Here is a 24,578-nt window from a genome sequence, read left to right on the forward strand (position 1 = left end):
ACTTCTTCTGGAGGTGAGGGAAACGGGCACCCGATGTTGGGCGATGTGCGGCATCAGTGCGAGGGAACTTCGTCCTGCGACCGGGCCTGGCCCAGGCCCGGCGACATGGCACCGCCGCCGCCGCTGCGGCCGCCGACGATGTATTCGACGCCGGAGCCGCCGGCCGCATGCGAGGCCGCGACCGGCACCGCGCGCTGCGGCCGGAAGCCGCTCACGATGGCGTCCAGATCGACCGCATCGACGCCGGTGGTCATGGTGGCCCGGTCTTCGGGGTTGCGCAGCGTGGCGATGATCTTTCCGAGGCGCTGCGCGAGGATGAGCTTCTGCGCATCCTGCGGCTGGACCGCCACGGTCACGGTGGCGTAGCGCTGCCGCGCATAGGGGTCGGTGTCGGCCGAGACATCGGCGCGCTTCCTCATCGCGGCGAACTGTTCGGAAGTGATCTGTCCGGTGGCGCGCACCTCGACGTCCTGCAGCAGCGGGATCACCACCGAGGGATCGTTGGCCGCGCTCTTCTCGACCACGTACATGAAGTCGATGCGGTCGCCCGCGCGCAGCATGCCCGAGATGGAGCTGATCTCGTCCACCGGAATGGTGACGGCGCGCACGCCCTGCTCGATCTCCTGCGCGAAGACCTTGCGCGGCGCCGCGAAGAACGAGGCCAGCAGCGGCTTCCCGGCAGCCACCGGCACGGTGAGCTGGCGCCCCGCGAACTGCGCGAAGGACTCGGGCGTGAGTGCATCGTTGTGCAGGTACTCGTTGGGCACCGAGCGCTTGGCCACCATGCCCGGCAGCACCTGGCTGCCTTCGCCGATCGGCTGGCGCGCCACGACCACGTCGCGGCGCTGGCTGTCGGCATCCTTCTCGAGGCTGGCGGCGATCTCGCGCTCGCTGGCCCTGAGGTAATACCAGCCCAGGCCCGCGGCCATCAGGCCGAGCAGCAGCGCACCGATCAGGGGGGACAGCCGCTTGAGGCTTTGCTTGAACTTCAGAAGTCCCGGAGATGATTTCATGCCTGACTACAAAGGAAAGGAAAGGGCGTACGAAAAGCTCGACCAGGCATCACGGTAGGCCTTGATGAAGAGTTCCACCACGGAGCGGTCCGCCCCCGGGAAGGTGCCGAACAACATGAGGGCCAGGACGCCCGCGACGAGCAGGTATTCGGTGATGACCTGGCCGCGCTGGCCGCGCTGGCCGCGACGCGCCGCGGGTTGTGCCTGGCGCGGCGAGGGACGATGGCGATGGCGTGGATGCATGGCGAGGTGGTGGCTAGTCGGGGGTGGTCTGGCTCGCGACGACGATGTAGGCGTCGTCGCGCCGGGCGATGGTCACGACCATCTCCTCGGCGCCGCGGCGAAACACCAGCGCCGAGCGCTCACCGCCTTCGACGGTGCGGTCCTGCAGCAGCGTCCAGCCGAGGCGGATCATTTGTTCGCGCAGGTAGAGCGCATTGGTCTCCACGCTCACGCCGTTGGTGACCATGATGGTCCGGTTGCGCTGGCCCTCGTCGTAGGAGAGGGTGTCCGAGATCACCAGCGAGCCGGGTGGGCGCGGAAAGCCCTTGCCGACGCGCTCGGCGCGCTCCTCCGCGCTCCCGCCCCCCTCTTCGTAGATCACGGCCGCGACCAGCCGGCCGACCGTGCCCGAGGGAACCGCACGCAGTTGCACCGTCACCTGGTACACGCCGAGCCGGGCGCCGAGCACGCGGGACTCGCCCACGCTGCTCACGCCATACCCGGTCTTGTCGGCGAACCATTTCTCGTAGTAGCGCGAGATCTCCTGCATCGACTCGGCGGATTCGAAACCGCGGATCTGCATCGGGATGGTGTTGTGCTCCATGTACTGGGCGACCCAGTAGTTTTTCGCACCGGAGGGCGACGGAATGGCCGGCCAGTCGCGTTGCGGCGGCGCGGCGAACGCGAGCCCGCCCATGCACAGCCATGCAAGGCAAAGAACCCATCGCAGCAGCGTTGCCTGGCGCTTCATCAGGGCAGCGTGTTCACCACGCGCGGCGGTGGAAAGGAGCGGTAGTAGCGAAACCTGTTCTTCGTGCTGCCGCCGACGGCATCGCCTTCGCCACCGGTCTCGCCATCCGCAGCGCCCGCGTCCGGCATCCGCTCGAAGCGGTCGAGCGGCGACTTTTCGGTCTGGTCGCCCGGCAGGAAACCGAAATTGAGGTTCGAGGTGGGGAAGCTGGGAAAGGCCTGGTTGATCGTGTAGGAGGTCTGGTGAAGGCCGCTGCGCAGTTGCTGGTAGTAGATGCTGTCGAGCAGCTTCATCGGCATCAGGCCCTGGATCTTCTTGTCCTCGCGGTTGGTGCCGCCGGCGTTCCACGCCTCGGTGAGCATGGTGACCTGTTCGCTCAGCGCGATCTGCGGGACCAGCTTGAAATGCGTGTTGGTCTGCGTGACGTTCACCTCGTTGCGCAGGTACCCGCCGCTCACGAAGGTGAACTTGCCGAGCGACCCCGTCAGCACGTTGCTCCCGAGCTTGTCCTGCACGGTGCGGATCTTGTCCCACAGCATGTCGCTGGCATTCAGCAGCGAAGGCAGGGGGGCGGCCGTGGTCGATGCGCTCACGCTGACGGTGTTCGGGTCGATGGGCGGGAGCGTCGGCTCGAACTCCGCGATCTCGGGGGCATGGATCGAGATGCCGGGCGTCGTGCGGTCGCGGAAGATGTGGCGCCGCAGGTCGCGCGTGACTTCGTCGTCGGACTTCTTGATGGCGCCGGACGCACCCTTGGCCTCCTCCGCGTCGATGGCGTCCGTGCCGGGCATCCACACGGTGCGCTGCCAGGCGAGCAGCTTTGCGGCCGAAGCGGTCTGCATGCCCTTGATGCCGTATTCCCCGATGGCGGGAATCGCCGCCAGCGTGAGGGCCGCGAAGCTCATCGCGAGCAGCGTCTCGGTCATCGAATGGCCCGACGCGCGGGACATTGCGCAGCCCACGCGCGGGTGCGGATCGGTTTTCAAGCGGCGTGCTCCCGGGCTCAATTGGCGCTGTCTTCGTCGGCCGAAGCGCCGAGGGCCGTGCCGCCCACGGCGATGGCACGGGCCCACAGCGAGGGCTCCACGTTGTGCACATGCCAGTAGGGGCTGAAGAGGCTGCGGTGCTCGATGTAGCCGCCCGCAAAGCCGACGTTGTACTTGCCGATCATCGGCGGGTCGTCCGTCGAGAAATCGCGCCGCGCCCAGCGGTCCTGCGGGCGACGGAAGTACACCTGCGCCGTCGACACCGCCTTGATCTCCCGGCCGGCAAAGTTGTCCCGAAGGCCCACGCGGCCATCCGCATCCGGATTGCCGAAGCCGGCCACCTGGCCGGTGCGCACCTTGTCGCCGCCCTTTTGCACGACCAGCGTGAGCGCCGGGCCCTTGTCGGTGTTCTTGCCCCACTTGAGCGGGTTGCTGCCCTTGATGCCGTTCTCCGCGAGCCAGTTGTCTGCCTCGTGGGCGACCATCGGCGGATGCTCCTTGACGTCCACATAGCGCGGCAGCGTCCAGTCCTCCGTGAGCCTGGTGCCGATGCCGGTGCGCGGGCCGTAGTGCATCTTGGCGTTGAAGACCAGCACTGGGATGGTGCCGAGAAGCGGCCCACCGTTGCTGTCGTTTGCCGCGTAGTTGAAGGAGCCGCGCTCCATGTAAGCGACATCGTCGATCTTGCCGTTCAGGCCGCCGTAGTCGCGCGCTTCGCGGTAGTAGCTGCGCAGTGTCAGGCGCTGTCCTTCCCAACTGCTCATGTAGTGCGGCCCACCCGCCGCAGCGGCCCCGGCACCAAGCCCGAAACGCCCGCGCGCAATGTCGCCCCGGCCGCCGATGATGTCGGTGTAGAGCGCACCGAGCGGCAACTTGATCTCGATGGAATCGGCCGATTGCCAGCGGATGCGACCCATCTCCCCGCTGGCCGAGCTATCGGTTGCGACCAGTTCCGTGCCGCCCTTCCACTCGACGAGCTCGTTCAAGACCAGGCCGGTGATTTCGCCGAAGCCCGGCGGAGGCTTCTGCATCTCCTTGACGATGCCTTGCAACGGGCCCGCGAGGCTGCCGCCGATCCAGCTGGCCCAGTCGGGCAGGAAGCGGCGCTTCTTGGTCCAGTCGTCGCGTATGGCTTGCGCGGCGTGCGCGAAGCGCATCACCTCGTTGAATTCGCCTTCTTCGAAGGCGCCCTTCTGCGACTGCTGGTAGGAATCCAGGTAGCCGCCAAGGTCGATCACGAATTTGGTGGCAAAGATTTCGGTCTCGCCGCGCGGCAGCGAGACGTCGGGATCGTTCGACTTCAGCACGTCGGAAATGATCTGCGGCATCTGTGCCACCGTGCTCGCGAGCATGGCGGTCTGGCTGAGGGAGATGCCTTCGTCGAGCACGCGCAGCACATCGACCGCGACCTGCGTCGGCTTGGCGAGCGGCTCGACCAGGTCGGCAATGCGGTCGGCCTTGCGCTGCAAGCGATAGGCCTGAATCACGTTCCTCGCGTACTTCGGGATGTAGGGAAGACCTACGATCGGCCTGAGGCTGCGCGCGAAGTTGTTCGCGCCCTCGAATCCCTTGGCGACGACCAGGCCCTCCTGGATATTGGCCGCACTGGTGACGAAAGCGCCGATGGAGGTCTGCACGCTGGCGAGCGTGGCGATGCCCGCCTCGTTGCCCGCCATGGCGCGATTGGTATAGGACAGGTAGTTGAGCGTCCTGGCCGTGAGCACGCTCGCGCTGTAGGTGGTCGCGTCCGCGGTGTTCTGCAGCCGGATCTTTTCGCGCGTGGACTGGGCCGTGTTGTAGACCACGAGCACGCTCAGAAAGATGACCGGCAGCATGGCCACCAGGTAGACGATCGCCTGCCCCGACTGGCGGTCGGCGATCGTGCAAGGCCTCGGAGCGACAACCACTGCCAGTCTCACGCGGTGGCGTTTTTACTTGGCGCCGTCGGCACCGCCCTTGGTGTAGGTGCTCATGTTCATGTTGACTTCGGCGTTGGTGGAAGCCTTGGCCGCGGCCGCCTGTGCGTTCGTCACTTCGGCGGAGCCGGTCTTGCCACCGACTTCCTGCGCCATGCCGGCCACCTGGTTGCGCATGGTCTGGCCGAAGAAGCTGAACACCGCAATCGCGGCAATCGCGATAAGGCCCAGGATCACTAGGTACTCGGTCATGCCCTGTCCGCGAATCTTGATCTTCGCGGCAATACGGCGGCTCATGGCTGTCAGACGATTGGCTTGCATTGGAAGCTCCTCAAAGTTTGAAGTTGATTGAAGGGAACGCAACCAAATCGTAGGAGGGTGAGCCCTCTTAAACCGATAAACTTTTCGCTCATCCTGATAGGGATTGAACTTTGGATACGGGCGCAGATCGGGTCCGTCCTAGACGGAAGGACTGCTTCCCAGTTCGAGCCTTCTCTGGCTTCTCTTGCGGTATTCCTTGGGCGTGATGCCCTTGATCTCGAGAAACTTGCGATTGAAGTTCGACAGGTTGTTGAAGCCGACCTCATAGCAGATCGATACGACCTGCCGTTCGGTCTGCATCAACAGAAGGCATGCCTTTTTGATCCGAACCCGATTCAAATAATCCACGAATCCATAACCGGTCGACCGGCGAAACAGCCGGCCGAAGCGGCCCGCATCCATGCCCAGTTCACTCGCGGCCTCCGCCGTGTTCATGTCTCCCGATGGATCGATGGCGATGCGGGCCGCGAGGTTGTTGATGGCCTTGATGTCGTTGCCGCCGCTGGCCTGCACGCCCGACAACAACCGGTAATCGGTGCATCGCGCGAGATCGGAGAGGAGCTCGCAGAACACGCTGAACCGCTTGAGTCCACGCGCGCGCTCGATGCCCTTCCAGTGCTTCTCGGCCGAGGCTGCCATGCCGAAGAACTCGATGCCGTATTGCGCACGCTTCAACAACTGAACCGCCTCGACGAACTCCGGAATCTTCCCGGCGGCCTCGAAGATCGGCTCTTGCGAAAAGTGGATGATCAGATCGCGTTGCGGCACACCCTCCGGCGGCGCATCGAGCGAGCGCCAGTGGTGCGGAAGCTGGGGGCCGCACAGCACGAGGTGGCCGGGGTCGAAGGTGCCGATCCAGTCGCCGACGAACGCTTCGCCCGAGGTGGCCGCGATGAGGTGAAGCTCGTATTCCTCATGGCAATGCCAGCGCGCCAGGGGTGAAGGAAAACCATGCGAATGACAGCGGATCAATCCGTCTTCTTCGGAGGGCTCGCAGCCCAGCGTGATCGCACGCGCGGGTTCGAGGTCGACTTCGGCCTCGGGCATCAAGCAGCCCGGCGATGCGCCATGCAAGCCCGTTGCCGAGCACAGGCTGCGTTCAGCGAATGCATCCATCGGCGCCGTCCGCCAGTGCCGGGTTGGTGAGAAGAGCGGGCCGTGTCTTCATGGGAAATGAAAAGCGAAAAGCGCGAAGAGATGTCATGCAGTGCCAAGGTTGCAAATTGTTTGCAGGCACGCGCGCTTCCGACCAGTGCTCAAAATGAAATACAGCAACTCACTTTTCAGCGCAACTGAAGTGCCGGCATTCCCCAGCGCTGCGTTTCCGCCGCGGGCTGCATGCGCCGCACGGGTGGCGGCCGGTATTGCGGGGAGTCGGCGCCCTGCGCGTTCAGCTCACCCCCACGCGCTTCCAGACGCTGCAGGCAATCGAGAAAAACCTCGAGATGCGTTGCGTCGATGCCGTCGAGGAGATCGAGGTTCAGGCGCGCGAGGCGCGGCAGCAGATCGTCGAGGAGCTGCTGGCCCGAAGGGCTCAGGCGCACGTGCACGAGGCGGCGGTCATCGGTGTCCTGTCGCCGCTCCACCAGCTTCTTTTCGGAAAGACTGCGCAGGGCCAGCGAGGCGCTCGCGCGGTCCAGGTGCAGGCGCTCCGCGAATCGCGAAGCGGTGACTTCGCCGACCTGCGCGAGCACACCGAGCATTCCCAACTCGCGGCGCGTGATGCCGAAGCCGCCTTCGACCATGCGGGTGACCATGGAGTTGCTCGCACGCGCCGCGCACCATATCCGGTAGAGCAGCAGGTCATCCAGTGAACGGGGGGTGCGCAAGGCAACCGTGTCGGGGAAATCGCGCATAAGAGTCATAAGGGTTGGGACCAAACATTTCCTGCAGACGCGGATGCCGGGGCAACCGCCTTCGCATCGCCGCCGTTCATCCGCCGGACCGCCTCGCCCAGCAGCCTGCGGAACCAGACCAGGCCCGAGTCGTGCGTGCGGCTGCGATGCCACTGCATCGCCAACTGCATCCTCGGCATCGAGACAGGCAACGGCAACAGCGTCACAGGCAAGGCACCTTGCGCAAATTGCGCGAGCCGCCTTTGCACCGTCGCCACGTATTCGGTGCCGACGACAGCGAACGGCGCCGACACGAAGCTGAATGTCTTGATGCCGACGCGACGGGTGACGCCGTGGTGCTCCATGAACCAGCTCACGAACGGCGTCCGGTCGACCCCCGAGGGTTGTGTCACCACATGGTCGGCGGCCATGTACCGCGCCACGGTCATGGCGCCGGGTTCCGCCAGAGGGCTGTCGTTGCACACCACGCAGCAGAACTCTTCCTCGAACAGGATCTCGGTGGGGTGCTCGCGCGAACAGTAGTTGTGCGGGCAGATCAACAGGTCCGCTTCCCCGCCTTCGAGGGCACGGTGCGGGCGGTCCAGCTGCGGCAACGGAGCGAACTGAAAGCGCACGCTGCTCGATTGCTGGCGCACCAGCGCGAGCAGGTGCGGCATCAGCGTCACGAGCGTGTAGTCGGAGGCCAGGAGGCGGAATTCGCGGTCGGACTTCGCGGCGTCGAACTGCGGCTGCGTCACGACCACGGTGTCCAGGCGACCCAGGATGTCGTGCACGTCTTCCTTCAAGGTCTGCGCCCGCGGCGTGAGTTCCATGCCACGGCCGACCTGAACCAGCAGCGGGTCGCCGAAGTACGTCCGCAGGCGCCCCAGCGCACTGCTCATCGTGGACTGGCTCACATGCAGGCGCTCGGCCGCGCGACTGACGTTGCGCTCGGCGAGCATCGCATCGAGCGACACCAGCAGGTTCAGGTCAAGTTTGTTGAAACGCATCGTTCACAAGGAGGATCGGCGGGCACGCGTCCTGCGCACCGTCATGGCGAACCCAGACCGAATCGGCGGACCAGTCCGCCGATGAGGCCGGGCCCGGGATTCGGGCTTTCTGTTTGCGGCTGCGGCGCCGCCGGCAACTTCGGCGCGTCGGGCGGCGTGTCGCCCATCTGCACGTCCAGCACGCCTGCATTGCGCAGCACCTGCAGGAACCCGACGCAACGAGAAACGGACTGCCCGCTGCGTTCGGCCATTTCGCTCACGCTCATCTGGCGCTGCCAGAGCAGGTTGGCCATCCGGTCGTTGTCCTCGTTGCGCCCCATGAGCGCAACCGGAGGCCAGCGGCGAAGCATGAAGCGCGCGGAGTCGAGCAGCTCCTGCGACAGGGCCGACTCCAGCTTGACCGCGCCCGCCCACCGTCGCGCCTCGACCAGTTCCCGTCCCGTGTTCGAGAGCCACTGCTGAAGCTTCTCGGCGCGGATGGGACGCTCCAGCGTGTTCGCCATGCCTTCCGAATGCAGGCGCGTGACGGTCAGCACCGCGGGCGCCATCTGTTCGACCTCTGCCAGGTGGTCTTCGATCAGGGTGCCATCGACGAGCAGCGCGTCGAACGGCGGCTCGTCGACCAGCTTCCACGGGAACGAGCCGTTCTGCGCGGACAGCCGGACGATCGTCTGGACGACGACGATTTCGACGGCCGGCAACCTGAACAGGCCGAGCCTCAACCTGGGCATCTGTTGCCTTCGAAATGCATGGGGCTAGCGATCACTTGTTGTTCTTCGTTGTGCAATGAAATGATTTCCGGATGGCTTCCATGCGCCGGCGGTGTCGCACGACGCAGCGGCCATCGGAGCGAGCGCCACCGGGGCGCACGCCGGCCTCAGCCGGGAAACAGGGGCTCTGGTTCAGAAGAGCCGGTACCGCCTGCTATGTCGACCATCGATTCGCGAAGAGGGCGACATGAGGGAAAGACAGCATGCGAGAAAATGTGAAACAAACGGTAATGCAACAAAGTGGCGAAGCATAGGAGGCCGGGATGTATACGCAAAATTGTTTCGCTCGATACCTCGTATCGATTCTGGAGATACCCCAGAATCAATTTGGAGACGCTTTTCAGCCAAACCCGCATAACGGGCAAGGTGTATCGATCCACTAGGAGAAAAACCATGCGATTTCAAAAGCTGGACCTGAATCTGCTGGTGGCCCTGGATGCACTTTTGCGGGAGCGCAGCATCAGCAGAGCGGCCGAAAACATGCACCTGAGCCAGTCCGCGATGAGCAGTGCGCTGGCGCGGCTGCGGGCTTATTTCGAGGACGACCTGCTGATTTCCGTAGGTCGCAAGCTCGAACTCACCAGCCGGGCCGAGGTGCTGAAGGAGGCCGTGCGCGACGTCCTCATGCGCGTGGACACCAGCATCGCCACCGCGCCGGAGTTCGATCCGTCGGAATCGGACCGCAAGTTCCAGCTCGCCGTCTCCGACTACACCGCGGCCACGCTCATACCTCACTTGCTCGCGCTGGCCGAGAAGCAATCCCGCACCGTGCGCTTCGACTTGATCCCGGTGCCGGGCCGGCCGCAGCGCGCCCTGGAGAGCGGCGATGCGGACCTCATGGTCATCTCGCGCCCCTATGCCTTGCCGGACCATCCCACCGAGACGCTCTATGAGGAGGAGCTTTGCTGCCTGGTGTGCAACGACAGCAGCTTTGCGCGATCCGGCGAACTGACGCTCGCGCAATACGAAGCGGCCGGCCATGTCGCGGTGCAGCCCCCGGCCATGGACAAGCCGACCCTGGAGAGCTGGTTCAAGGATCGCTATGTGCAGGCGAAGCACATCGAGGTCACCACCTTCAGCTTCGTGAGCGCGCCCTATCTCGTCGTGGGCACCGACCGGATCGCGATCATGCATGCCAGGCTCGCGCGGCTGGTCGGCAAGGGGCTGCCGGTCACGCTGTTCGCGCTGCCGGCACCGGCGCTCGTCCTGGAGCAGGTGCAGCAATGGCACAGGCACCGCACCCGGGACCCGGGGCTGGTCTGGGTGCGCGGACTGCTTCATGCGGCCGCTGCGCGCATGGATGCCGCCGAACCCGACCAGAGCCTCGCGGATTGACCGCATCGCGCGGCGGCTGGCGCCATTGAATTCCGGAGGAGAACAACAACCATGCGATTTCAGAACCTGGACCTGAACCTGCTGGTCGCCCTCGATGTGCTGCTCAGGGAATGCAGCATCAGCCGGGCGGCGGAACAGCTGCACATGAGCCAGCCTGCAATGAGCAGTGCGCTCGCGCGGCTGCGGACCTATTTCGGCGACGAGCTGCTGGTGCCCGTGGGCCGCAAGCTCGAACTCACCAGCCGGGCGGAGAGCTTGAAGGAAGCCGTGCGCGACGTGCTCATGCGCGTGGACAACGCCATCGCAGCCGCTCCGGAGTTCAATCCGGCGGAGTCGGACCGCAAGTTCCAGCTGATCGCTTCCGACTACACGGCCGTCACCCTGCTCCCCCATGTGCTCGCGCTGGCCCAGAAGCAATCCCGCACCGTGCGTTTCGATCTGATCCCGCTGCTGGACCGGCCCCAGCGTGCTCTGGAGAGCGGCGATGCGGACCTCATGGTGATCCCTCGCACCTACGCCTGGCCGGACCATCCCACCGAGCTGCTGTTCGAGGAAGCCTTCTGCTGCGTGGTCTGCAACGACAGCAGCTTTGCGCGCTCCGGCGCGTTGACGGCCAAGCAGTACGAAACGGCCGGCCATGTCGCGGTGCAGCCGCCGGCAATGGACAAGCCGACGCTCGAGACCTGGTTCAGGCAGCGCTATCTCAAGGCGAGGCGCGTCGAGGCCACGACCTTCAGCTTCGTGGGCGCTCCGTATCTTTTGGTGGGCACCGACCGCATTGCAACCATGCACGTGAGGCTCGCCCGTATCGCCCGCAAGTCGCTGCCGCTCACGCTGTTCCCGCTGCCCACGCCGATGCCCCCGATGGAACAGATGCAACAGTGGCACAGGCATCGCACCCGGGACCCGGGGCTGATCTGGCTGCGCGGGTTGATGCATGAAGCCGTCCTGCGCATGGATGCCGGAGCAGACCAGAACCCGCCGGATTGAACGCACCGATCAGCGGCTCGCGTACGGCAGCGACGAGTGGTGCACGACGATGCGCAGCTTGCCCGCATCGTCCTTCACGAAGCTCCAGGTCTTGTCGACCGTGGTGACCTTGCCGTCCGGGCCGGTGAACATCACGTTGCCCATCGTGCTGGCCGTGTCGCGGTGGATGAGCACCGCGCTGTTCTGGATCTCGCACTTGGTCCAGCCCTTCAGCGCAAAGCCCGTGTCGTTCGGGAAGGCCGGGTTGCCGCCGACGAAGTACGCCAGTGCGCCATCGCGGGCGGTGCGGAAGGTCTGCGGCGACGCTGCCAGCGTGGGCTTGAACAGCACCGCGCCCGACTGGTAGGCATACGCGCTGTCGATGACCTTCTCGGCGAGCGCCTTGGCCGCTTCCTGGCCGCCGCTTGCGTTGGCGGCGCTGATGTCGACCAACGCCTTGCACCAGGCCTTCTGGGCCACCAGGACTTCGGTCTCGGTGATGCTGTGGTCGATGTCCTTCTGCCTGGCTGCGGCCGGCAGGACCGCGCCCCCGATCAAAAGGCTGGCGATGGCGACTTGCGTGAACTTCTTCATTTTTCGATTCCGTCGAGAGTGGTTGGAGTAATCGGACTAATGCAACAAAGTGGCGAAGCATGGGTGAACGGCCTGCATACGCAAAGCCGTTCTCCTCGATACCTCCCATCGATACAGGAGATACCTGAACCGAGAACTCGATTGCATCAGCGCCAGATGCACCCGGCATGAAGCACGCATTAACCGGTGCTGAGCGAAAGATGAATACGGCATGAACAAACGCCGCCTGCGCCGATGCAGTGAAGCAGGGAAGCAGGGAAGCGGCGTTCCCCTCGGCGCGAACTGATGAATTAGGTCAACAACCGGCCTCGTGAATAAAAAAGGGGATGACGGCGCCGTCGGGCGCTGACCTGGAGAACCCATGCAATCTGCTGCATCCCCGCTTCCTCTTCAAACCGTGCCGAGCGAATTTCGATTTCGCAGCCAGGCCGCACCACCGAAGAGCCCGCTTCAGCCGGCCACCATCGAATACTCGCTGCTGATGCTGGTGCTGGTGAACGCCAGCCAGGAGGTCACGCCCCCCTCGCTGGCCAAGGCACTCGGCATCTCGATGCCCCGCCTGGATTTCAGCGCCGATCGGCTCGAAGCGCGCGGCCTTCTGCGCCGGGATCTCGATGCAGCGGACAGCGAGTCCGGCCGCATCCACCTCACGGCCAAGGGGCGCGAATTGGTGCACAAGACCGAAGCGGTCGCAGCCAGCATGGACACCGGACGACCGGCGCCCATGAGCCTCGCGGAACGCGCGCTGCTGTCCGAACTGCTGGAGCGCATGGACGAACGCGGTCCGCGCTGAGGCGCTCGCTGCGCGTCGATGCGCAGCGATGCGCATCGGGTCAGGGGCACGGTCTTCGGCTTGGCGGACACGACACGGCTTGTCGCGAATTCGCGCACGTACCGCACCGCACCCGCGTCCGCACCTCACCACTGCACCTCACCACTTCATGCGCAATCCGAGCGCCCCCTGCAGCGCAGTCTTCACATCGGTCTTGCCGCCCGCGGCCCACAGCTTGCCGACCTCGCCGTAGAGGCTGGTGGTGGCATTCAGCGCCAGGGTGAGGCCGCCGGCCAGTTCGCCGACGGTGGACCCGGTGCGGCCCGTGATGTCCGTCGTGCCGGCCGGTCCGATGAAGCGGGCCACATCGGCGCCGCCGCTGGTCTTGTAGATGTTGAAGCGGCCGTACGGCTGCAGCGTGCCGAGCGAGGTGGCGATCTCGCCCTTCAGGCGCACGCCGACGCGCGCGATCCAGCCGTCGTCGCTGTCCTGCCGCACGCGTGCACCGGAGATCGCGATGTCGTCCAGCCCGATGTGCTGGTGGATCAGCTGCAACTGCGGCTCGATCTTCCAGCCGCCCTCGCCCATCGCGAAGGCCTGCCCCACTTCGATGGACGCCATCAGGCTGTCGCCCTTGCCCGCGCTGCGCTGCGCGAACAGCGGCGCGGCGGTGTAGCGGTGCCGCCCGGCCTGCAGCACGGCGTCGGCATAGAAGCCCGCATCGGCGGTCCAGGTGCCGTAGGCGCCCAGGTAGTGGCTCCGCAGGTCGTTGGAGCCGACGCCCAGGTTGGCGATGCCGCCGGAGAACCCGCTGACCTTGACGCTGCCGTCGAGCTGGCCGACGTACACGCCGGCGCGCCAGTTCGATGTGGCGAACAGGTCTGTGCCGGCCTGGAAGCCCCTGGCGTTGCCGTTGCTGTGCGGGGCGACAGTGCCCTGCTGGCGGATGTCGATGTCGGTGGCGATCACGCGGCCCCAGGCGCGGCGCTCGGTGCCGGTCGATGCGGCGGCGCCGGCCTTCACATCGTCGTCGCCGATGCGCTGGTGCAGGTTGCCGATCATGGCCAGGTCGGTCTGGCGCAGCTGGCTCGGCAGCGTGGAGAAGATCGGGACTTCGGCGCGGTAGGCGGGCACCTGCACGGCGCCCGTGCCGCTGCTCCCTGCCTCCGATGGCGTCGATGGCGTCGAAGGTGTCGCCGTGGTGGTCGAGCGCAGATACCAGTTCTCGCCGGCACCGCTCGCGTCGGCTGCATAGAGGCGGTATTCGAAGGCACCCGCATCGACGTGGCCGCCGCTCAGCGCAAACGCGTCCTTGGTGGTCTGCGCGGTCGTGGTGGCGCCGTTCCGCGCCGAGACCACTTCGATGCCGTTACCCGTGGTCAATGCGCCCAAGCCGCCGAGCTGCGTGATCTGCACGCTGGTGCGTCCGCTGGCCGTGCCGCCGTTGAGCACCAGCCGGTCGCTCACGCTGCTGCTGTCGCCCAGGAAAGTGCCGAGCCGCAGCACGCCGCCGCTGCCGACGTAGGCGCCGTTGACGGTGAGGGTGGTCCCCGGTGCGGTGCCGACGAGCGAGACGGTGCCGCTGTTGGCGAGCGAGGCGACCGTCTGGCTGAAGCCCGCAAGGTCGAGCGTGGCGCCGCTGCGCACCGTGTGCGCCGAGGCCGCGCTGAAGGTCCCGGTGGCGCCTGCCTTCAAGGTGCCTGCAGCCACGTCGGTTGCGCCGGTATAGCTGTTGGCGCCCGAGAGCGTGAGCGTGCCGTTGCCGATCTTGGTGATGAAGCCGCCGCCGGTGATGTTGCCGCTGAGCGTGGCGCCGAAGCTGCCGGTGTCGATGACCGGGTCGTTGCTGCCGGTCAGCACCACGGCATTGGCGAGGTTGAGGCCGTTGGCCGCGAAGCCCAGCGTGGTGCCGTCGTCCATCGACAGCGCACCGGTGCCCAGCGACAGGTTGTGGCCGACGTTCAGCCGGCCTTGCTTGAGCGCGGTGCCGCCGGCATAGCTGTTGGCCGCGGTGAGCGTCGTTGTGCCGGCGCCTTGCTTGACGAGCGAGCCGCTGCCGCTGATCGTGTTCGACACCGTGTGCGCGTCCGAGCGGTCGATGGCCAGCGTCGCGTTGTTGACGATGCTGCCTTTCACCGAGCCGGTGGTGCCGCCGTTGCCCAGTTGCAGCACACCGGCGCTGATGGTGGTGGTGCCGGTGAAAGCCTGGTCGCGCGTCAGGGTGAGCGTGCCCGCGCCCGTCTTCTCGATGCCGCCCGCGCCGCTCACCAGGCCCGCGTAGGTGGCGTTGTCCGGCTGCGCGAAACGCACGAGGCCGTTGTCGGTGATCGCGGCCGGCGCGAACTGCGCACGGCTCTGCAACACGCCGCCCTGCGCGACGGTCATGCTGCCTGTGTAGGCGCTGTTGTCGGCCCCGAGGATCAGCGTTCCGCCGAGCACGGTTGTGCTGGTGATGCCCGCCGGCGCCAGCGCGACATTGAAGTTCCAGGTTCCGCTGTTGTTGACCAGGGTTTCGAAGCCGGTGAGCGACAGCGGCGCGAAGGTGTCGGTGGCGTTGTTGTCGCTGTTGAGGGTGAGCAGGTCGGCGCCTCCGCCGCCGCTGATGTTGCCGGTGATCGACGCGCCCGTGTACCAGCGCAATGCATCGCTGGCGCCGGCGAAGGCGAGCGAGCCGACGAGGCTGCCCCTGTTGGTGAAGTCGATGGCCATGGTGCCGCTTGCACCGATGACGGTCGTCTGGGTCGAGTTCGTGCCGGCGCCCGCGATGATCGTGCCGGTGTTCACCACCGTGTTGGCGCCGCTGTTCGACTGGAACCAGATGGCGGTGTGCGAGGAACTGACGGTGCCGTGGTTGGTGATGGTGTTTCCGCTGCCGACCGGATTGATGGCCTCCGTGCTGGTGCCCGCACCGCTGGCGGTGACGGCCGCTCCCGCCTCGATGGTGATCGTGCTGTTGTCGTTGACCTCGATCGTGTTCGCACCGATGAAGCCATAGGGCGAGGTGCCTTTGTTCGTGGCGTTGTTCTGGACCACCGCACCGCTCTGCACCACGATGCTTGCGGCGTTGCCGGCGCTGATGCCCGCCTGGTTGCCCGTGCTCACCGTTGCGCCCGACGCGATCGATATCGCCGTGCCAGCCGGCGTCGCCAGGCCGGCGCCCACCGTTGCGGTCTGGTCGGTTCCGGTGCAGGTGATCGTCTGAGCGGCCGTGTCGGTCGTGCATGCGGCCGATGCGGAAAAGGAAGCCGCAGCAAGCGCGGCAGCCGCAAGCAGCGGAACGCCGCGTGTCGCCGATGTCGATCTCGCATGCCCGCGCCCGAATTCGGAAGCAACGGTCCAGAGCGCAAGTGCGCTATTCCAGATGACTCGAAATATCGTATTCATGAGTTGCAATGACAATTGATGGCGCACTGAATGAACGTGCGTACGGCACCGGTTCGGCCGGTGCTCTTTGCCTCCCTGGCAAGACGCGGACTCTAATGCAACAAATTGCAACTCATACTTCTCCAATTGGTAGATTGATGGGTGAATGTGCAAATCTGCAACATTTCATTATCTTTTTACGGTCTATTCACGGCAAATATGAAATTCAATAACTCAGATTTCAATGCAATCCTCACCTCGACAAGAATCGAAAAATCTCCAATCACGACAAAGGCTTGCGCGGTTTCGCACTCAATGACGGTCGGACCCCAGTAATCGGGAGAATTGTTGACTGCGCCGAAATAACTGGACGAATTGATTCTTCACGCCGCCCGGCATGAATTTCACGCGAATCGACCGGCAGACCGACGCATGGCCATCAGATAATTAAAAAAAACGCTTGAATGGAATTTAGTTAATTCATTTCAACGAGCAATTATTTTTAATTAAAAGAATAATGGCGCTGCTCGGGCGCAGAAAGAATTTGCCCCGGCGCGCTATTGCACGCCAATCGCTCAACAGGAGCCGGGCTGAACGACCTCGTCCTGCACGTCGACGCACTTCGACAGCAGATAGCCCTGCCCATACACGGCCTTCAGCACGAAGCCGTTCTTTTCGTGCAGCGCGAGCTTCCGCCGCACGTTGGTGGCGCAGACATCGAACCCCCGCGAGGTGCGGCGGGAGGTAGACCTCCACAGCGCATTCCAGAGCCAGTCGCGCGTCACCACGCGGTCCATGTTGCGGAACAGTTCCAGCGCAAAGTCGAACTGGCGCGGCTGCAGAAAGATCTCGCGCCCCCGATGCAGCACGATGCGGTGGTGCACGACGAACCGGTAGTCGCCCCAGGCCAGTTCCGGAACCCGGGCCGATCGCGACGAGCCCCCTTTCGCTCGCGCGAGCAGCGAGCGAATGCGCCACTCCAATTCGTCGTTGGTCGTTCGCAAGGCGTCGAACTCGATGGCATCGACCGCCTCGGCGTCTTCATTGCGAAGCAGCAGCTGCCCCCACTGCGCACCCTCGACAAGAAGGAGCGCCGGCATCCCCTGCGCATGACTGCCGCCGGCAAGAACCCTTCTGGGAAGGCCGTTCTGCAAAGGCGCCAGGAGCAGATCGAAGCGCTGGTGCTCTTCCAGAAATTCCAGCAGGTTGTCCTCATGGGTGAACGCGACGGCATGGTGGCCCATCGCGCTCAGCCGGCGCTCCAGCGCGGCACTGCGCACGTCATCGCTGTCATACAGCGCGATGAACAGGTTCTGCCGCTCACTCATTCACAGCATTCCAGACTTGGTCGCGAGCTGATGCCCACGAAGACTTCGAGCAACGCGTGACATGCGCGATCAAGCGCCGGGACGCTCTTCAAGCACATACCCCTCGCCGCGCACGGAATGCAACAGCCTCTTCTCGAACGGTGCGTCGAGCTTGCTGCGCAGGCGCAGCACGGCCACGTCGACGGCGTTGTTCTTGCCGTCGAATTCCCTGTTCCACACGCGCTGCGAGAGCTGTTGCCGGGAGAGCACTTCGCCCTGGCTGCGAAGCAGCACCAGCAGCAGCGCAAATTCCATCCGGGTCAGATCGAGCTCCATGCCCTCGCGGGTGCACCGCGTGGTGCGTTCGTCCAGTTCCAGATCGCCCAGGCGCAGCACCGGCTGGCGAACCACGCGCGGGCGACGGGCCAACGCCGTGACGCGCCCGAGCAGGTCGGAAAGCGAGAAGGGCTTGACCAGGTAGTCGCTCGCGCCCAGTTCCAGGCCCGCGATGCGGGCGGCAACGCTGTCGCGTTCGGTCAGGACCAGAAGCGGTGCATCGGTCTTGCGCCGGATCGCCTGGACGGCACTGAATCCTGCATGTCCGGTTCGCATCGAATTCAGGAGGATGAGCGCGTAGTCTTCCGCGAGCGCCGCGTTCGCGGTGGCGTTGTCGCCGGTCGCGATGTCGATGGCAAACCCGTTGCTCTCCAGGCCCTCGCTGAACGATCTGCACTGGGTCGACTGATGGTCGATGAGCAGGATGCGCAGGGGATCGATCTCGTCATCGATCTGGGCAGCGCTCGCATGGCCGGCGCCGAGAAAGGAGCCGCTCAAGGCGGTCTCGAAAGGAAGCTGGGAAACATTAAGTCGCACGATCTCTCCTGTTCCAGCGCCAGGAGGAGCTGTCGTGCTTTTATATGTTTGCGACAGATCGTTGACCTAATCCATCATCGTCCCTCGCCACCCCCGCACCCCACTCTCGCCACGATGGAAATCGGCCCCTTCGCAGGGTGTTTTCTTCATTGCATCGAAGAATGAGATTAAGCCTCTCACTTATCCATGCAATCGATGAAATGACGTACGCCCTTCAGCCGCGTCGTTGCGCACCGGCGATGATTTCTTATCGGGCCTGTGGAGCGCTCGCACCAGAGGGGCCGAGGGTTCTATAGAGCGCCAAGGCCAAGGTCGGGAAGTCGACGTTTCCAAAGCTGCGCCATTGCATCGGATCGATCGGCCAAACCTTCGACGCAGCGGGCGGCCGACAACCTGTCATCGGTCCTACATGGAAACGTCATCGACGCTTTCTACGCTTGCGCGCTTCGCAACGTCTGGCCTTACTTTCCATGTCTGCTTCCAACAATTCGCGCGGCCCTCGCGCGCCGCGCATTGCCGCACCCGCTGCATCGAACACCGAACCCAACCTGGAATTGCACGCGTCCCCGCGCCGTCATGTGCTCAAGCTCGGTGCGTCTCTCTTGACCGTCGGCGGCAGCAGCGCCTTGCTGGCGGCGTGCGGTGGTGGCGGCGGTGGCAATGCAGGCCTGCCCGTGCTCGGGACCTTGCCGGTCCCTGCGCCCGCCCCCGCACCCGCACCTCCAGCGCCCGCAACCGCGCCACCGGCCGCGGCAAAGATCTCCAGCTTCGCGCTGGCCGTGATGCCCGACACGCAGTTCTATGCCCGCTACGCGACAGTCGCCGAGAGCGACCAGTACGACAAGCGCTTCGGCAGCGCACCCTTCGCGGCGCAGACGAAATGGATCGCCGCCAACGCAAAAGCCCTGAACATCCCCTTCACCATTCACCTGGGCGACGTGGTCGACCAGGTCGGCAAGCCCGACCAGTGGAAGGTGGCCGATGCCGCCATGAAGGTGCTCGAAGACGCGAAGCTGCCCTACAGCGTGCTCGCCGGCAACCATGACGTGCTGTGGGATGTCGACTACGCCCTCAACCCCACCGACGGCACCGATGCCGGCCGCGATCCTGCCAAGGAGCCGTATCTGCAGTGGTTCGGCGCCGAGCGTGCGAAGAAGCAGGCCACCTTCGGTGCGCGCGATGCGAGCGGCTTCCATGAGTACCACGTGTTCGAGGCGCAGGGCCAGAAGTTCATGGTGCTGTCGCTGTCGTGGCGCATCTCCGACGCGGGCATCGCCTGGGCCCGCCAGGTGATCGCGAAGAATCCAACGCTGCCCGTGATCCTGGTGAACCACCAGTTGCTCAACATCGATGCCGACGGCACCAGCCCGCTGGAAACCGAGTACGGCAAGATGATCTGGGAGAAGCTCATCCGCGACAACGACCAGATCTTCATGACGCTCAATGGCCATCACCACGGCGCCGCGCACCTCACGAAGACCAACGACTTCGGCCACAAGGTCGAGGAGATGGTGGTGGACTACCAGATGGCCTACCAGGGCGGCAACGGCCTCATGCGCCTCTACGAGTTCGACCTGACGAACAAGCAGATCAAGGTGCTGTCGTTCTCGCCGTGGGTGCCGCAGAAGCCGGCCGCCACGCTCAACAGCTTCGACCAGGCCGTGCTCACCACGCCCAACGAAGCCTTCGTCATCGACATGGATTTCGCGCAGCGCTTCTCCGGCTTCAACAAGGGCTTCGGCACGGGCAGCGCCACCATCGACAGCTCGCTGGTCGACCAGGCGCGCGCGATGATCCTCGCCAACTACACGGACCCGGCCACGGTGGAGCAGCGCCCCGCCACGGGCCCGGACGACTACCCGAAGGTCGCGAACACGCTGGCGCATTGGCGCTTCTTCGGCGGCACGGTCAACCAGCCGGTGCTGCCGGGCACCGTGATCGCGGACGTCACGGGGACCAACCCGCTGCATCGCGATGCGCTCAACCAGAGCGTCATTCAGAACGCAGCCGACGGCGACATCGTGTGGACCGACGATCGCCACCACCTCTCGGCCGCACCGGGTTCGGTGCGCTTCATCAACACCAACAAGAACACGCCGCGCCTGAGCTACTTCCTGACCGACGCGACGGCGCCGATCAATGCGCAGACGCTGGAGAGCGGCTACACCATCGAGGCCTTCGTCAAGATCGACAAGAGCTGGACCAGCGACAAACAGGCATGGATGAACATCATGACCCGCGATGGCCGCCGCGGCGATCTCGCGGGCTACTCGGGCGGCGATGGCGAATCGCCGCCAATGCTGTTCGCCATCTCGAGCCTGCGCGAGGTGCAGTGGGAAGTGGTGCCGAGTCCGGCCGGCACCCGCGCGCCGAAGGCCAATTGGTCGGGCGAGGTGCTTGCAGACAGCTGGGTGCACATCGCGATCGTGAACGATCCGGTGTCGCACGACACCACGATGTACGTCGAAGGCGCACCGGTGCTGCGCAATGCCGCGGCCGTTCCGGGGCTTGCCACGCTCTCGACCACGTCGCCTTGGGTGGTGGGCGGCGGCTCGTGGGACGGTGCGCGCGCCGATGGCTTCTTCGGCAACATCGGCGAAGTGCGCGTGGTGGCCGGGGCGCTCGCGCCGGCGCAATGGCTGACGGCACGCAAGGCCGGTTGACCTGATATTCGGCGCGGCCGGCTCTCTTGTCTCGGTTCAAGGCCGCGCGGGCATCACCCGCTGGCCTGGACCGCTTCCACCAGATACCGCACGAAGGCCTTCGACGCATCGGGCAGCGAGCGGCCCGCCATGGTCTCGATCTGCAGGTGCCGTTCGTTCATCTCGCGGTCTTTCAAGGGAATGGCGACCAGCGCCTTGCTTTGCAGCAAGGTGCGTATCGACAGCGCGCCATAGAACGCGATGCCGCCGCCGGCCGCCGCAAAGCTCAGCAACGCATTCGCATGGTTGCTCGACATGGCCTGTGCATAGCGCAGGCCTTGCCGCGTGCAGCTGGCGTCGAGCAAGCGGCGAATCGAACTGTCTTCCTGCGGCAGCCCCAGCGGATACGCCACCACCTGGCGCAGCGACAGCTGCCGCTGCGCGGCCAGCGGATGGCCCTTGGCCATCAAGGCCAGCACAGGACTCGGGTGCCGCAGTTCGATCTCGATGCCGGCCTCCGGCACCGCGCTCAGGGTGACGCCCACATCGGCTTCGCCGTCGCGCACCCGCCTGGAAATATCCGCGAGCGAGCAGACCTCCAGGTGAAACCGGATGCCCTCGTGCTTGCGGCGGAAGTGCGCGATCAGCGTGGGAATGAAGTCGAAGGCAAAGCCCTCGGTGCTCGCCACGCGCACATGCCCGCTGCGCAGGCCGCGCAGGCTGGCAATGTCGTTCGCGACCCGCTCGATCTCCTGCTGCGCCCGCTTGGCATGCGCCGCCAGCAACTCGCCCGCGGCATTGGGCTCCATGCCGCGCGCATGGCGCTCGAAGAGCAGGGTGTCCAACTCGCGTTCCAGCCGCGCCACCTGCCGGCTCACGGCCGAGGGCGCCACGTTGAGCTTGAGTGCGGCCTCCTTCACCGAGCCGGTTTTCACGACCTCGAGAAAGTAGCGCACGGCGGTCTCTTGCAAGGCACGAAGCTGCATGAATCTCTCCTGTGGCGCGGGGCCATGCGGACGACATCGATTGCCGATTCGGCAACGAAGAATTCTAAACATTGCGCTTGTGACACCGGCATGACGCTCCTAGGATGAATCAGCCCTCCCCAGATTCCCGCCGAAACACCAGGAGTTCACGATGAAGCATCTCCCGTTCATGACCCGCATGGCACTGCTGTGCGGCCTCGGCCTTGGCGCCCTGCCGCTGGCCGCACTGGCCACCGCCGCGGGCTTTCCCGCGCACCCGGTCACGCTGGTCATTCCCTTCCCGCCGGGTGGTGCGACAGACGTCAACGGGCGGGTGATCGCGCAGCGCCTCGGCAAGGAGCTCGGGCAGCCCGTCGTCATCGAGAACCGCGCGGGTGCCGGCACGGTGGTCGGGGCCAGCTACGTGTCGAAGGCCGCGCCCGACGGCTACACGCTGCTGCTCAGTTCGGGCTCCACATTCACCGTCAACCCGGCGATCCGCCCCAACCTGCCCTACGACCCGGTGAAGAGCTTCGAGCCGATCGGCATCGCGGGGCGCGTTGCGCTGATCCTGCTGGCGAACAGCGAGGTGCCGGTGCAGACGGTCAAGCAGTTCGTGGACTACGTGAAGGCGTCGCCGGGCAAGTATTCGTACGGCTCCTTCGGCACCGGCACCACCGCGCAGTTCGCCGGCGAAACCATGCTGCACGCGACGGGCCTGAAGATGACGCACGTGCCCTACAAGGGCAGCGCCCCCGCGATGACCGACCTGATGGGCGGCCAGATCCCGTTCAGCATCGACACGGTGAGTGCCGCGATCCCGCAACTCAAGAACGGCAAGATCAAGGCCATTGCGCTGACCACTGCAAAGCGCTCGGCACTGCTGCCCGATGTGCCCACGTTCGCCGAGAGCGGCTACGCCGGCGTCGACATGGATTCATGGCTGCTCCTGGCAGCCCCGAAGGGCCTGCCCGCCGATGTGAAGGCCAAGCTCGAGAAGGCGCTGGCCGCGACCATCGCCGACCCCGACACGCGCGCCAAGTTGATGGGCCAAGGGTTGGAGCCGGCCTTCAGCGACGCGACTGCGTCGAGCGAACTCATCAACCGGGAACTGCCCCTGATGCGCGCCGTTGCGGCGCGCGCGAACATCACCGCCGACTGATGAACCTGAACAACACATCCCCTGCCGCCGGCTCGGAGCTCGTCGAGAAATCCGCCGTCGAACTGCGCCGCCTCATCGGCAGCAAAGTCATCTCGCCCGTCGAACTGCTGGAAGCGTGCATCGCGCGGATCGAGCGCGTGAACCCGTTCGTCAACGCGGTGACCGCCACCTGTTTCGAGCGCGCGCGCGCCGAAGCCGTAGCAGCGGAACGCGCCGTGATGCGCGGCGACACGCTCGGCCTGCTGCATGGCCTACCGCTGGGCGTCAAGGACCTCGAGCCCACCGAAGGCCTGCTGACAACCTGGGGTTCGCCCATCTACCGCGACCACGTGCCCACGGAAGACATCGAGCTGGTGGCGCGCCTGCGCCGCGCGGGCGCCATCGTGGCGGGCAAGACCAACGTGCCCGAGATGGGCGCGGGCGCCAACTCGCGCAACGACGTGTGGGGCGCCACGGGCAACCCCTTCGATCCGAACCTCAATGCCGGTGGCTCCTCCGGCGGCTCGGCGGCCGCGCTCGCCTGCGACATGCTGCCTGTGTGCACCGGCTCCGACACCGGCGGGTCGCTGCGCATTCCGGCGGCCAAGTGCGGCGTGGTGGGTTTCCGGCCCTCGCCGGGCATCGTGCCCAGTGCGCGCAAGCCCCTGGGCTGGACGCCCATCTCGGTCGTCGGCCCCATGGGCCGTACCGTGGAAGACGCGTGCCTGCAGATGGCTGCCTCCGCCGGCATGCATGCGGGCGACCCGCTGAGCTATCCGCTCGATCCAATGTCCTTCCTCGCGCCCGCGCAGGTCGACCTGGCCGGCCTGCGCGTCGCGTGGACCGAAGACTTCGGCACCTGCGCCGTGGACGACGGCATCCGCGCCACCTTCCGGCAAAAGATCAGCGCCATGCAGCATCTTTTTCGCCGCTGCGACAAGGTCGATTTCGACATGGGTGAGGCGCACCGTTGCTTCGACGTGCTGCGCGCCGAAGCCTTCGTGGCGGGCATGCAGACGGCCTACGAACGCGACCCCGACAGCCTGGGGCCCAACCCGCGCGCGAACTACGAGATGGGCGCGCGCATGAGTCTGCTCGACAGCGCCTGGGCGCAGGCCGAGCAGACCCGGCTCATCAAGCGTTTTCAGGCGACCTTCGCCGACTACGACCTGGTGCTGTCGCCCACCACGCCGGTGTCGCCCTTTCCATGGACACAGCTCTACGCCGGCCACATCAACGGCGAGCAGCAAGCCAACTACTACCGCTGGCTGGCGCTCACCTATGTGGTCACGCTGACGACGCACCCGGCCATTTCATTGCCCTGCGGGCTCGACCACGCCGGCATGCCGTTCGGCCTGCAGATCGTGGGCGGCTTTCGGGCCGACCACCAGGTGCTGGGCGCGGCGCGGGCAATGGAAGAAGCCTTCTCGGCCCATGCGCAACTGCGCCGCCCGCGGCCCGACCTGGCTGCGCTGCGCGCGGCCGATCCCGCGCTGACCTCTATCGTCAGGACGCCTCCGGTGTTTCCGGTCGGTGGGAGGTTTGCTGCATCTGCATCTGCAACTGCTGCTGTGTCCGTCGTCTGACAACACGCGACGCACGCGCGCGTTCGGCACTCCCGTTGCACGGGGCCTCAATCTGGCAAGAAGCGTGAGGCCATTGGCCACGCGGCGGCGATCACGGCCTAGACTCTCCGCATGACCACCGCCCTCGTTTGCACTCATGCCGCACTGGCCGCGCTGCTTCTCGCAGCGACCTTTGCGCGTGCAGTCGCCAAGCGCGCGCGGCGTCAG

At 65.5% G+C, this 24,578-nt stretch carries 21 protein-coding genes; 6 read left to right on the forward strand and 15 right to left on the reverse strand.

From position 1 onward, the window contains the following. Positions 1–53: 53 nt before the first annotated feature. The 10 genes from cpaB to VARPA_RS24650 all read right to left on the reverse strand — a co-directional run bounded on the left by cpaB (position 54) and on the right by VARPA_RS24650 (position 8,776). The gene (gene cpaB / locus VARPA_RS30300) at positions 54–1,013 is read right to left on the reverse strand and encodes a Flp pilus assembly protein CpaB (protein ID WP_013543300.1); all 960 of its coding nucleotides are present in this window, start codon (positions 1,011–1,013) and stop codon (positions 54–56) included. 6 nt (positions 1,014–1,019) lie between these two features. After that, complete coding sequence (locus tag VARPA_RS24610) at positions 1,020–1,256, reverse strand: hypothetical protein (protein ID WP_013543301.1); 237 nt, start codon at positions 1,254–1,256, stop codon at positions 1,020–1,022. Positions 1,257–1,269: 13 nt separating this feature from the next. Then, positions 1,270–1,986, reverse strand: coding sequence for a hypothetical protein (locus VARPA_RS24615; RefSeq protein WP_013543302.1), 717 nt, complete (start codon positions 1,984–1,986; stop codon positions 1,270–1,272). Beyond that, positions 1,986–2,972 carry a hypothetical protein gene (locus VARPA_RS24620; protein WP_234974836.1) on the reverse strand — a complete coding sequence of 329 codons (987 nt, stop codon included), beginning with the start codon at positions 2,970–2,972 and terminating at the stop codon, positions 1,986–1,988. Before VARPA_RS24620 ends, VARPA_RS24615 begins: the two co-directional genes overlap by 1 nt. Before the next feature lie 17 nt (positions 2,973–2,989). Beyond that, positions 2,990–4,879, reverse strand: coding sequence for a Tad domain-containing protein (locus tag VARPA_RS24625; RefSeq protein WP_013543304.1), 1,890 nt, complete (start codon positions 4,877–4,879; stop codon positions 2,990–2,992). Between the two features lie 24 nt (positions 4,880–4,903). After that, a complete protein-coding gene (locus VARPA_RS24630) occupies positions 4,904–5,209 on the reverse strand; it encodes a Flp family type IVb pilin (protein WP_013543305.1) in 306 nt (101 codons plus the stop codon). Positions 5,210–5,347: 138 nt separating this feature from the next. Beyond that, on the reverse strand, positions 5,348–6,325 hold the full coding sequence (locus VARPA_RS24635) for an AraC family transcriptional regulator (protein WP_013543306.1): 978 nt from the start codon (positions 6,323–6,325) through the stop codon (positions 5,348–5,350). Positions 6,326–6,492: 167 nt separating this feature from the next. Beyond that, the gene (locus VARPA_RS24640) at positions 6,493–7,065 is read right to left on the reverse strand and encodes a MarR family winged helix-turn-helix transcriptional regulator (RefSeq protein WP_080559413.1); all 573 of its coding nucleotides are present in this window, start codon (positions 7,063–7,065) and stop codon (positions 6,493–6,495) included. Between the two features lie 5 nt (positions 7,066–7,070). Beyond that, entirely contained in the window at positions 7,071–8,054 is a 984-nt protein-coding gene (locus VARPA_RS24645; protein ID WP_013543308.1) for a LysR family transcriptional regulator, read from the reverse strand. A 41-nt stretch (positions 8,055–8,095) separates the two neighbouring features. After that, entirely contained in the window at positions 8,096–8,776 is a 681-nt protein-coding gene (locus VARPA_RS24650) for a hypothetical protein (RefSeq protein WP_144299033.1), read from the reverse strand. Positions 8,777–9,217: 441 nt separating this feature from the next. On the opposite strand from VARPA_RS24650, the gene VARPA_RS24655 reads away from it, so the two are divergent. Together VARPA_RS24655 and VARPA_RS24660 are read left to right on the forward strand one after the other, a co-directional pair. Next, positions 9,218–10,159, forward strand: a complete 942-nt coding sequence (locus VARPA_RS24655; protein ID WP_013543310.1) for a LysR family transcriptional regulator — start codon at positions 9,218–9,220, stop codon at positions 10,157–10,159. Between the two features lie 51 nt (positions 10,160–10,210). Then, positions 10,211–11,149 carry a LysR family transcriptional regulator gene (locus tag VARPA_RS24660; protein ID WP_013543311.1) on the forward strand — a complete coding sequence of 313 codons (939 nt, stop codon included), beginning with the start codon at positions 10,211–10,213 and terminating at the stop codon, positions 11,147–11,149. A 9-nt stretch (positions 11,150–11,158) separates the two neighbouring features. Here the strand turns inward: VARPA_RS24660 and VARPA_RS24665 are convergent, their stop codons facing one another. Beyond that, entirely contained in the window at positions 11,159–11,722 is a 564-nt protein-coding gene (locus VARPA_RS24665; protein ID WP_013543312.1) for a hypothetical protein, read from the reverse strand. Positions 11,723–12,083: 361 nt separating this feature from the next. On the opposite strand from VARPA_RS24665, the gene VARPA_RS24670 reads away from it, so the two are divergent. After that, a complete protein-coding gene (locus tag VARPA_RS24670) occupies positions 12,084–12,515 on the forward strand; it encodes a MarR family winged helix-turn-helix transcriptional regulator (protein ID WP_013543313.1) in 432 nt (143 codons plus the stop codon). Between the two features lie 138 nt (positions 12,516–12,653). On the opposite strand, the gene VARPA_RS24675 is transcribed toward VARPA_RS24670, so the two are convergent. The 3 genes from VARPA_RS24675 to VARPA_RS24685 form a co-directional block, all read right to left on the reverse strand. After that, entirely contained in the window at positions 12,654–15,878 is a 3,225-nt protein-coding gene (locus VARPA_RS24675; RefSeq protein ID WP_013543314.1) for an autotransporter outer membrane beta-barrel domain-containing protein, read from the reverse strand. 554 nt (positions 15,879–16,432) lie between these two features. Further along, positions 16,433–17,185, reverse strand: a complete 753-nt coding sequence (locus tag VARPA_RS30305) for a winged helix-turn-helix domain-containing protein (RefSeq protein ID WP_013543315.1) — start codon at positions 17,183–17,185, stop codon at positions 16,433–16,435. 69 nt (positions 17,186–17,254) lie between these two features. Further along, complete coding sequence (locus VARPA_RS24685) at positions 17,255–17,998, reverse strand: winged helix-turn-helix domain-containing protein (protein ID WP_234974837.1); 744 nt, start codon at positions 17,996–17,998, stop codon at positions 17,255–17,257. 509 nt (positions 17,999–18,507) lie between these two features. Between VARPA_RS24685 and VARPA_RS24690 the strand changes: the two genes are divergently transcribed. Continuing rightward, the gene (locus tag VARPA_RS24690; RefSeq protein WP_013543317.1) at positions 18,508–20,700 is read left to right on the forward strand and encodes a LamG-like jellyroll fold domain-containing protein; all 2,193 of its coding nucleotides are present in this window, start codon (positions 18,508–18,510) and stop codon (positions 20,698–20,700) included. Positions 20,701–20,753: 53 nt separating this feature from the next. Here VARPA_RS24690 and VARPA_RS24695 read toward each other — a convergent pair whose 3' ends face one another. Next, on the reverse strand, positions 20,754–21,665 hold the full coding sequence (locus VARPA_RS24695; RefSeq protein ID WP_013543318.1) for a LysR family transcriptional regulator: 912 nt from the start codon (positions 21,663–21,665) through the stop codon (positions 20,754–20,756). A 151-nt stretch (positions 21,666–21,816) separates the two neighbouring features. Here VARPA_RS24695 and VARPA_RS24700 point away from each other — a divergent pair, with 151 nt between their 5' ends. Together VARPA_RS24700 and VARPA_RS24705 are read left to right on the forward strand one after the other, a co-directional pair. Then, a complete protein-coding gene (locus VARPA_RS24700; protein ID WP_013543319.1) occupies positions 21,817–22,806 on the forward strand; it encodes a Bug family tripartite tricarboxylate transporter substrate binding protein in 990 nt (329 codons plus the stop codon). Next, positions 22,806–24,371: an amidase gene (locus VARPA_RS24705; protein WP_013543320.1), complete on the forward strand. Its 1,566-nt coding sequence runs from the start codon at positions 22,806–22,808 to the stop codon at positions 24,369–24,371. Before VARPA_RS24700 ends, VARPA_RS24705 begins: the two co-directional genes overlap by 1 nt. The last annotated feature ends 207 nt before the right edge of the window (positions 24,372–24,578 follow it).

It is taken from the genome of Variovorax paradoxus EPS (genome assembly GCF_000184745.1).
Classification (GTDB): Bacteria; Pseudomonadota; Gammaproteobacteria; order Burkholderiales; family Burkholderiaceae_C; genus Variovorax; species Variovorax paradoxus_C.